This is a genomic window from Nonomuraea sp. NPDC050451 (genome assembly GCF_044458585.1).
Window position 1 is genome coordinate 21,125 of record NZ_JBITHZ010000073.1, and the last position, 6,634, is coordinate 27,758.

9 protein-coding genes are annotated in these 6,634 nt (G+C 69.5%); 3 read left to right on the forward strand and 6 right to left on the reverse strand.

Annotation, left to right across the window (positions count from 1 at the left end; translation table 11 throughout):
* Positions 1-16: 16 nt before the first annotated feature.
* Both ACIBI9_RS66315 and ACIBI9_RS66320 read right to left on the reverse strand, forming a co-directional pair.
* A complete protein-coding gene (locus tag ACIBI9_RS66315; RefSeq protein ID WP_397239123.1) occupies positions 17-910 on the reverse strand; it encodes a LysR family transcriptional regulator in 894 nt (297 codons plus the stop codon).
* Positions 911-980: 70 nt separating this feature from the next.
* On the reverse strand, positions 981-1,163 hold the full coding sequence (locus tag ACIBI9_RS66320; RefSeq protein WP_397239125.1) for a hypothetical protein: 183 nt from the start codon (positions 1,161-1,163) through the stop codon (positions 981-983).
* 11 nt (positions 1,164-1,174) lie between these two features.
* Here ACIBI9_RS66320 and ACIBI9_RS66325 point away from each other — a divergent pair, with 11 nt between their 5' ends.
* Positions 1,175-1,684, forward strand: coding sequence for a hypothetical protein (locus ACIBI9_RS66325; RefSeq protein WP_397239127.1), 510 nt, complete (start codon positions 1,175-1,177; stop codon positions 1,682-1,684).
* A 311-nt stretch (positions 1,685-1,995) separates the two neighbouring features.
* On the opposite strand, the gene ACIBI9_RS66330 is transcribed toward ACIBI9_RS66325, so the two are convergent.
* Entirely contained in the window at positions 1,996-3,063 is a 1,068-nt protein-coding gene (locus ACIBI9_RS66330) for an LLM class flavin-dependent oxidoreductase (RefSeq protein ID WP_397239129.1), read from the reverse strand.
* Between the two features lie 339 nt (positions 3,064-3,402).
* On the opposite strand from ACIBI9_RS66330, the gene ACIBI9_RS66335 reads away from it, so the two are divergent.
* Together ACIBI9_RS66335 and ACIBI9_RS66340 are read left to right on the forward strand one after the other, a co-directional pair.
* Positions 3,403-3,771 carry a hypothetical protein gene (locus ACIBI9_RS66335; protein WP_397239131.1) on the forward strand — a complete coding sequence of 123 codons (369 nt, stop codon included), beginning with the start codon at positions 3,403-3,405 and terminating at the stop codon, positions 3,769-3,771.
* A gap of 25 nt (positions 3,772-3,796) precedes the next feature.
* Positions 3,797-4,168, forward strand: a complete 372-nt coding sequence (locus ACIBI9_RS66340; RefSeq protein ID WP_397239133.1) for a hypothetical protein — start codon at positions 3,797-3,799, stop codon at positions 4,166-4,168.
* Positions 4,169-4,173: 5 nt separating this feature from the next.
* Here the strand turns inward: ACIBI9_RS66340 and ACIBI9_RS66345 are convergent, their stop codons facing one another.
* The 3 genes from ACIBI9_RS66345 to ACIBI9_RS66355 all read right to left on the reverse strand — a co-directional run bounded on the left by ACIBI9_RS66345 (position 4,174) and on the right by ACIBI9_RS66355 (position 6,400).
* Positions 4,174-4,713, reverse strand: coding sequence for a hypothetical protein (locus ACIBI9_RS66345; protein ID WP_397239135.1), 540 nt, complete (start codon positions 4,711-4,713; stop codon positions 4,174-4,176).
* A gap of 206 nt (positions 4,714-4,919) precedes the next feature.
* Positions 4,920-5,804: a zinc-binding dehydrogenase gene (locus tag ACIBI9_RS66350; protein ID WP_397239137.1), complete on the reverse strand. Its 885-nt coding sequence runs from the start codon at positions 5,802-5,804 to the stop codon at positions 4,920-4,922.
* Between the two features lie 230 nt (positions 5,805-6,034).
* A complete protein-coding gene (locus tag ACIBI9_RS66355) occupies positions 6,035-6,400 on the reverse strand; it encodes a hypothetical protein (protein ID WP_397239139.1) in 366 nt (121 codons plus the stop codon).
* Between the last annotated feature and the right edge of the window lie 234 nt (positions 6,401-6,634).

Consider the following 6,634-nt stretch of genomic DNA (forward strand, 5'->3'; position numbering starts at 1 on the left):
GTCCAAGATCTGCTTCCTATCCGACCGATCGTCCTTCCCTATCGGTGGCCAGCTGCAGGAACGCCCGCGCCGCGGGACCGAGCCCGTCCGCGTGACTGGCGTAGGCGACCTCGAGATGGAAGGGCGGATCGAGGTCGGCGACGACGGCGCCCGACCGCTCGGAGATCTCCCGCCACGACTCGGTCAGTACGGCGATGCCGCTGCCCGCGAGCACCATTGGCAGGATCGCCTCCCGATGCTCGGTCTCCACCGCGATCGTCAGCCCGGCGCCGGATTCGATCAGCTCGTCGACGACTGCGCGCATCCCGGTGCCGGTCTGGCCGGCGATCACGCGCAGGCCGGACAGGTCGGCCGGCCCCACCCGCGCACCCGTTCGGAAGGGCCCGGCCGCCGGGGCCACGACGACGAAACGCTGCCGGGCGACCGGGTGCAGCCCCACGCCCGGCCGGTCCGCGAGCCGTACACCGGCCAAAAGGCCCAGCTCCGTCCGGCCGGTGCGTACGGCCTCCACCACCTGGTCGGCGGTGGCGCCGGCGCGGACCACCACTCTGACGCCGGGGTAGTACGCGGTGAAGCGGGAGATCACCCCGGCGAGCGGGGCGATGGCCTGGGACGGCATCGCCGTGATCTCCAGCCGCCCAGACCGCAGCCCGCGCACCGCCCCGACGGACTCGACCGCCAGGCCCAGCGCGTGCACGGCCGCCCGCGCGGGCCCGACGAGCTCCCGTCCCGCCTCCGTCAGCACCACACCCCGGCCGGCCCGGTGGAACAGGGCCTCGCCCAGTTCGCGTTCGAGTTGCTTGATCGACTGCGACAACGAGGGCTGTGCGACATAGAGCACCTCCGCGGCGCGGTGGAACCCACCGTGGTCGACCACTGCGAGAAAGCGTTCCAGCTGCCGGAAGTCCACCGAAAAATCATCCCGTTCCCGGTGGCGCAGGTCCAGGACCTTGGGAAAAGGCGGCGACGTGGCTGCGTGGTCAGGGGCCGGAACGGGCCGTGACGCGGTAGGTGATGCCTCCGGAGGACAAGCCGCCGGTGCCGCGCCGGGAGGAGAAGCACAGGCGGTTGCCCGCGGTGTTGAAGGCCCCGCGCCGGCGAAGTTCCCGGACGAGAACGGCAAGCTGCTGTGAGCCCGCAGCGGGCACCACGGCGGACATCACGACGTGACGCGATGGGCTGGACGCAGGCCGAGAACGACGTCGCGGACGTGATGATCTGGCTGCGCAGCAACCAGGGGCGCGAGGTCAGCTACACCGACCTCGCCGCCAGCGTCGGGATCAACGACGGTCACCGGCTGCGGCGGGCCGTCCTTGTCGTCCCGGTGATCGCGGCCAATCGGGGCGACCGCCTGGAAAGGTTCATGCCGTCGACGGACCCGGCCCGGCGCCGGGTCTTTGCCACCCGCCACATACGCCACGGACACGGCGATGAGTTCAGCGCCCGCGACGCGATGTCCGCCGCACGAGCCGCGATGACCTCGGTGAAGGACATGCACCGCGCCACCACCTTCGAGGCCGCAAACCCCCACTCGATCGCCCGCAAGGAGTTCGCCACGCTGGCCCAGGCCGCCGACGGGTGCATCACGAAAGTTGCCGGCATCGACAAGGTCTGCCCGCATGCGGTCCGGCACGAGAGCACCGGCCTGCTGACCCAGATGATCGCCGAGCCGGCGGCTGGCTGATCAGTTCGATCATGGGCCGAGAAGAACTCGCTCCGAGAACGCGGCTCGCAGCATGCGAAGCTGGCCTATCAGGTGGTAATCGAACAAGGACCAGGTGAAGTCGAACTGCCAGCGCAGCAAATCGCATCGAGATACGCTCATCAGGACATGTTGACAGACTCCGCTGGCTCCGGCCGGGGATCACGGGTCGGACGAGGTGGACTCGGCTCGCCTTCCTTGTCCTGGCCCTTGAATCCGGCCGCGTCCAGGACGCACCACACGCTCGTCGCGAGGGCCTTGCCGGTCGGGGTGGAGAAGGTGCTTTCCGGATCTCAGGTGAGGAGTTTCGCGAGCTGGGCCATCTCGGTGGGTGGGTCGATCACCGGCTGGATGAGCAGTTCGTCGATGCCGGCCTGTTCCAGGGTGGCGATGCGGGCGCGGAGGTCGTCGCGGGTGCCGACCAGGGCCAGGGTGTTCATCAGCGAGGGCAGGACCAGGTCCCGGTCCTCCGGTGCGATGCGTTCGAGGTAGTTGGGGTAGAGCTTGGTGTGCCGGTCGGGTGCGGTGGCGGTCGTGCCGCGCCGGTCGAGCAGTCGCCGCACCGCCTCGCGTTCCTCGGGGCCGAGTTGCTCGGCGAAGGCGTGCGCGTCGGCGGCGGTGTCGGCGGCGAAGGCCAGCAGCGACAGGACGAGGTGGCCGGTCGCGTCCCGGGCCGCATCGCCGTGGGGGTCCTCGTCCTCGTCGAGTATGTGCAGCGCGGTGACCACGTAGGAGTCCGTGCGGGAGTCGGGGTCGCGTGGCGTGTCGTGGGCCGCGTGGCGGCGGGCGTCGTGCAGTGCGTGCCAGGCGGTGGGGTCCAGCAGGCCGAAGGAGATCAGGCCGGTGCCGCGGCGGCCGGCGACGGCGGCCGCCTTCGGCCCGAGCAGGGCGGCCACGACGAACTCGATCGGGTCGGCCGTGTTCACGTGCGCCCCGGTGTGCAGGAACCGGACGTCGCGGACCCGGTCACCCTCGCGGTACTCGATGGTGCGTCCGGCGCACAGGTCCTGCAGTGCGGCGGTGAAGCTCTCCAACGTGGCCGCCGTGGTCGGCCGCATGCCCAGCGTGCGCCGGGCGGTGTTCCCGGTGCCGATCCCGCAGATGATCCGGCCCGGCGCCAGGGCGTTGAGGCTGGCGAACCCACTCGCGGCGGCCGGGGCCGAGCGCAGCGCCGGTGAGGTCACGCCGATGCCGAGCCTGATGCGGCTGGTGGCCTTCGCACACAGTCCCAGGGCGACGAAGGGGTCGCCGTGGACCATCGGAGTGTCGTTGAGCCAGAAACTGTGCAGGCCCAACTCCTCGGCCTGTACGGCGAGGTCCTCCACACCGGGGTGTGCGGTGACCACGACGCCTGCACGCATCAAACCTCCAAGGCACAAAGGATCGAATCGAACGTACTCAGCCTGACATCAGACGGTGGACCGAGCACGTCGAGGTCGATCGGACAGTCGGCGCCGAGCGGTTTGCGGGTGTCGTCCGGCGACACCCGCAGGCGGAACCCGACAACTCAACCTGAACACCGACAACAACACGCGGACACCGACAGTTTCATCTGCAGCCGACAGAGAAACCCCTACCGAGCACGGTATCCGGACGCGGCGCATATGTGACAGGTAATCGTGTCCGGCCAGCTCGGCATCCGCCGCGCCGGGTGCGACTCCGTAACGTCATGTGTCACATCGGCGTAGGAGGTGCTTGACTTGTCCGTCGTCGCGTTCCCCAGCCAGCCCGACCCGGCCCCAGTCGACCGCTTCCTCGACTCCCTCACCGCGGCCACGACCCGCGCCGGCTACGCCGAAACCCTCAAGCGCCTGCTCCCCGTCACCGGCACCCAGTTCCCGGCCGCCGCCCTCCAGCCCGAGCACTACGCCGCGGCGATGGAACGCTGGACGGCGGCCACAGCCGCGACATGGAACCGGCACCTGTCCGCGCTCACGTCCTTCACCACCTGGGCCCAGCGCCAGGAGATCCTCGCCACCAACCCCGGCCCGGCGGCTGGAGCGCCGCAAGAGCGCCCGCCGCGGCGACCGCTCCATCCCGCACACCCGGCTGGAGACGCTGTTCACTGACGATCGGCACGCCCTGCGAGAACCCGTGCTCTGGCGGCTGCTGTATGAGACGGCCGCCCGCGCCGAGGAGATCCTCACCCTCAACGTTGAAAACCTCGACCTCCTTCGCGGCGACGCGATCCAGTACGTGCACTGGGCCACCCCCACGGCCCGGCTGCTGCCCCGGCTGCTGGCCGGCCGCACGAGCGGGTCGGTGTTCCTGACCGACCGGCGCGCTCCCACCTCCGGGCCCAGAGTGCCGGCGGACGGCGACACCGACCCCACCACGCGGCGCGGCCGGCTGTCCTACTCGCGCGCCGAGTACCTGTTCAAGACCACCTCCGCCACACTCGACCCACACCGGGCGGTCTGCACACGGCGGCCGCGATCCCTTGGGGCGTTGTTTGAGAAGTTCTGATGAGCTCACTGGCGGCTCTTCCGGAAGGACGCTTCGCCGCGCCCCCACAAAGTGACATCGCTGAGCGGGCACTTGGGGAAGTCCTCCCGCAGTACCCCGGTGAGGAACGCCGCCATGCCGCAGTTGTACCGGTCGAACTGGATCTCACCCCGGTTGAACACCAGGATGGGCCACTCGTCCGGGTCGTCGCTGGAGGCGTCCCAGCACATGAGGTCGGCGCTGGCGGCGACGCCCCAGGTGATCAGCAGCGGGGACGCGCCCTCGAGCTCGGGGGCCTTGTAGACGTCCTGCCAGGTGTCCTCGGCGTTCGCCGTCTCCACCAGCATCCCGTCGAACTGCGTCGTGGGCGCCTTCGGCTCCGGCCTCAGAATCACCAGGAAGTCCTGGACGACACCGGCCCCGTACACCTCCATGAACCGCTGGTAATCGGGCGGGAACGGCCGTCCCCAGGACTCGGCCATCCGGGGCCAGTCGACTACGGTGCCGCCGTCCTCCGGTGGCGGCATCATCCGTAGCAGGGAATCCACGTCAGCTGCCGTACTCATCGGTCTCCGCCTTTCCGCGACTCGTCGGCGCGTCGACCCGGGTCGGAGGTGGGGCGCGCCGTTCTCAGATTGTGGACCCCCGGAGCGGGGCCTGCGGCCGCTGGGCTGGGCACCGCCGCTCGAGACGGTTCCGTCGACGTCGTGGGTGGGACGGCGACGGAACGCTGACCCGTGATCATCGCTGGTGTGTCGTGGGCGCGGACCGGTCATGGCGTCACGACGAGTCGCCTGCCTTTGAGGTCGGTTCGCTGCCAGGCGGTCTCGATGTCGCTCAGCGGGACCTTCTCCATGTCGAAGGTGAGCTCGCCGGACCGCGTCCACGTCACGATCTGCTGGTACACCTCGTCCATGGTCTGCGGGTCGAGGCCCTTGGCCGCGCCGTAGATCTCCACGCCGGAGGTGCGCAGGCTCGACCCGGCGAGGGCGAGCTCAGTGCCGGCCGACTCGCCGATCTGGACCACCCGGGTCGGCTTGCCGAACGCGAACGACCGCGGCACCAGCGCGCGCAGCAGGATCTCGCTGGGCCTGCCCCACAGGTAGTCCACGACGACGTCGTAGCCGTCTCCCCTGGCGTCGAGGTACGCCTGCGCCAGAGCCTCGTCGGAGACCGCGGTGTTGATCACCGTGTCGGCCCCGATGGCCTGTACCTCGCACAATTGGTTGTCGTCGCGGCCGGTGGCGACGATCCGGCCGGCGCCCAGCAGCCGGGCCACCTTGACCGCGAGCCGCCCGGCGACCCCGGTGGCACCCTGCACCAGCACCGTCTCCCCGGGAACGAACCCCGCGGCCGCTTTCATCGACATTGCGGTGATGGCCGAGGCCATCACAGTCACCACGGCCGGGTCGATGCCGTCGGGGATCGGCACGTAGGAGCCCTGGGGCACCACGGCCTTCTCGGCGAGCGCGCCGTAGGGCAGGCGGATGTTGCCGAACCCGACGAGCGTGCCGTCCGGGAGGGCGCCGATGCCGTCGAAGGCAGGGATCGCCGGAAACTGGCCGATGTACTTCTCGCTGGCGTAGTGCGTGCCGGCCGCGATCGCAGTAACGCCCTGCGCGCCAAGACCGACAAGTCGCCGCACACGCTGGGTCATGACGGCCACCCCGATACCGCATACCGTCGCCATGGTCGCCTACGGCAACCACCGGAGCTCCCCCTCCGTGACGAACCCTACTCGGGGTCCGCAGTCCGGAAGGTTGGGGGCAGGGCAACCCTCCGAGGTGATGCCACAGGCGGTGGTGGGCCAGGTCGGCGAGAAATGGGGTACGGCAGAGCCCGGCGCAGAGGCGGTCAGCGGGCACGGGGCCAGCGCAGTCAGCGAAGTCAGCGAGCGAAGATGGTCTGGGTAGGGCCGCAGGTCATGGACTCCCATGCCGTCCACCGACAGACGGAGGCGCCGATGTGGGTGATCTCCTCGACCGGCCCGTCAAGGTACATCTGGAACGGTGTCGTAGTCTCCAACGCCGTCGGCGAGCAGGCAGGCTCCGAGTATGACCACCGCTTGATGTAATATCCGGCGCCCGCAGGCTGGTAGCTGGTCTCGATGAAGGCCCTGGCGCACTGGCCGACGTATGCCCAGATCTCCCCGTCGACCACGCCGTTCTCGTACGTCCCGGACATCGAGGCGAGGTACGTCGGGTGGTACAGAGGACCCCAGAACATTAGGAACAGTGCCACGAGTTTTGTCATGGTCAACAGCGTCAGGGATCACCGGCGGCACCGCATGAGTAGGGCATACTCAACTCCCGCCGGGCGTCAGCACGACAGGCAGAGGATGCCGATACACGAAGTCATTCGACCCGGATGTCCTCGTTCACCACGGCGGACGCCTAGGGCCTGTACGGAGTTGAGATCAGGGGGATTCGCCTGCGCCTTGGCCTGGATCCTGGTAGGCCAACGGCATGGCACGTGGAGACCTCACCG

What these genes read in the sequence shown, in the direction of transcription:
- ACIBI9_RS66325 (WP_397239127.1), top strand. Translation starts at nt 1,175, where the DNA reads ATGGGCTGGACGCAGGCCGAGAACGACGTCGCGGACGTGATGATCTGG.
- ACIBI9_RS66330 (WP_397239129.1), bottom strand. Translation starts at nt 3,063, where the DNA reads ATGCGTGCAGGCGTCGTGGTCACCGCACACCCCGGTGTGGAGGACCTC.
- ACIBI9_RS66345 (WP_397239135.1), bottom strand. Translation starts at nt 4,713, where the DNA reads ATGAGTACGGCAGCTGACGTGGATTCCCTGCTACGGATGATGCCGCCA.
- ACIBI9_RS66350 (WP_397239137.1), bottom strand. Translation starts at nt 5,804, where the DNA reads ATGACCCAGCGTGTGCGGCGACTTGTCGGTCTTGGCGCGCAGGGCGTT.
- ACIBI9_RS66355 (WP_397239139.1), bottom strand. Translation starts at nt 6,400, where the DNA reads ATGACAAAACTCGTGGCACTGTTCCTAATGTTCTGGGGTCCTCTGTAC.